2 protein-coding genes are annotated in these 2538 nt (G+C 66.9%); both read right to left on the bottom strand.

Annotation, left to right across the window (positions count from 1 at the left end; translation table 11 throughout):
* Positions 1 to 91 precede the first annotated feature (91 nt).
* Complete coding sequence (locus ACDELDRAFT_RS21250) at positions 92 to 820, bottom strand: glutathione binding-like protein (RefSeq protein ID WP_005800302.1); 729 nt, start codon at positions 818 to 820, stop codon at positions 92 to 94.
* A gap of 76 nt (positions 821 to 896) precedes the next feature.
* Positions 897 to 2537 carry a M14 family metallopeptidase gene (locus ACDELDRAFT_RS21245; protein ID WP_005800301.1) on the bottom strand — a complete coding sequence of 547 codons (1641 nt, stop codon included), beginning with the start codon at positions 2535 to 2537 and terminating at the stop codon, positions 897 to 899.
* Position 2538: the final 1 nt, after the last annotated feature.

Genomic DNA, 2538 nt, shown 5'->3' with positions numbered 1-2538 from the left:
CTGCGTTGTGCTTGGCGGGCGCGCGCAGCGTTCGGGGGGTGTATGGGGCTGAATCGGCTTGGTGCGCTTGCAGGGAAAGCGCGGGTTGCTATTATTTTTGATGGGGTTGCTGCGTGCTTGCGCTTGCACGCACGCTGTCGGCCGTCTGGCCAAACAGCACCTTGCGCTGCTCCTCGGTGATGGGGGTGCGCAATTCCTGCAGCAAGGCCAGCCCGGCTTGGACGGCAGGGCGCTGCATCAGCATGTCGTGCCATCGCTGCAGATGGGGAAACTGGTCGAGCGCAATCTCATATGCCGTGTGCAGCCTGATCCAGGGCAGGATGGCCATGTCGGCGATCGAATATTCGGCGCCGGCCACATGGGCGCCCGTTCGTTGCAGCTGGCCGTCGAGCACGCCATACAGGCGGTTGACTTCGCGGCCATAGCGGTCGATGGCGTAGGGGACCTTCTCAGGGGCGTAGACCCTGAAGTGCCCGTTCTGCCCCGACATCGGCCCCAGGCCCCCCATTTGCCACATCAGCCACTGCATTTCCTGGTAGCGCTGGCGCACCTGCGTGGACCAGAACCTGCCGGTTTTCTCGGCGAGGTACATCAGGATGGCGCCGCTTTCGAATACCGGCACGGCAGGGCCGCCATCGGCCGGTGCATGGTCCACGATGGCGGGCATGCGGTTGTTGGGGCTGATGGCGAGGAACTCGGGGCGAAACTGCTCACCCTTGCCGATGTTCACTGGAATGCAGCGGTAGGGCAGGCCGCATTCCTCGAGCATGATGGAGATTTTCCAGCCGTTGGGAGTGGGCCAGTAGTGCAGATCGATCATGTATCGCCTTTGCCGCAAAGAAGGGCGCTCAGCGTAGCAGCAACCCGCGAGGGCTGTGCTGGCCGGCGCGAAAGCCCTATTCGTCCGTGTCTTCGAACACCAGCGAGGGCACCGACATGACGCGGGCGGTGCCGGCAAGGTCGCCGACGAGGTGGTTGGCGTAGTAGCTGCTCTGCGTGTCGGGCTCAAGGGCCGCCACCGCCAGGTTGGCCAGGCCCTGGTTCAGCGGAACATAGTAGCTGCCGGCCGGCACGTCGATGGCGCTGCGCATGAGTGCCACCTGGCTGCGGATGATGCCGGATTCGCCGGCGATGCTGCCTCGCACGTCAGAGCGCTCGGCGGTCTCGCGCGTGGTTTCGTTGTAGGTGTCGGCCAGCGCAGAGCCAGGCTCGGCGATGCGCAGCACCTGCACGCCCAGCAACTGCAGCCGCTGCACTGCCGTGGTTTCGCCGGGGGCCAGCCAGTACCCGCAGGGGCGCGCGCGCGTCTTCACGGGCCGCAGGGCGAGTGACGAATTCCACTCCACCTGCACCGCGCGGTCGGCGCCGGTTTCGGGGTCGAGCATGGTCAGCTCGCGCTGGGTGGGCGTGGCCTGGGCTTCCACCACCACTTGGCCATGGCAGGCTTTGGAGGCGGTGTCGCGCGCCACGAAGGAGCGCACCTGCTCCAGATTGGCTGAGCGCTCTACGGTGCTGCGCAGGGCGCTGGTGATGGCGGTGACCTGGGTGTGCACGCGGCGCTGGATGTGCATGCGGCCCAGCCCGACGCCCCGCGTTTCGACCAGCAGGCTCACCGCGTTCTTGAGACCGTTGACGTTGCGACCGGTGTCGGGCTGCGCGCCGCCCATCGACATGCTGCGGTCATCCGGCCTGGTGGAGGTGGTGTAGTACCACTCGCTCGACAGGCCCTGGGTCTGGAGGGCACCCAGCATGGGCTGGTGGAACCACTCCTGCGACGCCTTGGTCAGGAACTCGGGATAGTTGGCCGTGGTGGTGTATTGCAGCAACGCGTCGTAGCGCTGGATTGCGTTGAACTTTTGCAGATAGCGGCCCACCACGGTGAATTCGTGCGCGTCCAGAACCAGGATGGGGCGGTAGTCGCGTACGAGGCGGGCCAGCGCCTGCGCTTCGGGCGTGTTCAGAAGCAGGTGGTCGCGGTTCATGTCCACTCCGCTGGCCGTGCTGCGTGTGCCCGCGGCAGCGCCATCAGGGTTGGCCCGCGGCACCACCACCACGTTGATGCGGTCGAGCAGGGGCTCGAGCAGGCCCTGCGCAAGTTCACGGGCCACCACCAAAAGTGCCTCGCTGCCCGCGGGCTCGTCGCCGTGCTGCTGGCCTACCAGCACGACGGTGCTGCGACCGTTGGCTTCCAGGCTGGCGATGTCGGTTCCCTTGGCGTGGGTGAGCAGCAGGCCCAGGATGGGTTCACCGCGCTGCGATGCTCCCAGGTCCAGAACACTGGCCTGGGTTCCGCCTTGTGGCGCTGCGGCGGCCACGTCGCGCAGCCATTGCCCGATCTCTGCATTGGTGGTGAAGCTGCGCCTTTCCGCACCAAGGCCGGGTGTGCTGTAGGTGGTGGCGGGCTCGGCAAAGCGCGCGGCGACGGCAGGTCCGTAGGGCGCACTTGTCGCGGTGTCGGGCGCGGCGGCCAGCGGTGTGTTGGTGCGCACCGGCGTAACCACCACGCTTTCGCGCGGTTGTCCCAGCGGCGCGGGCACC

This window comes from Acidovorax delafieldii 2AN, from assembly GCF_000175235.1.
Taxonomy (GTDB): Bacteria; Pseudomonadota; Gammaproteobacteria; order Burkholderiales; family Burkholderiaceae_C; genus Acidovorax; species Acidovorax delafieldii_B.
The sequence above is the reverse complement of the archived record's forward strand: the minus strand, read 5'-3'. Positions and strand labels throughout refer to the sequence as shown.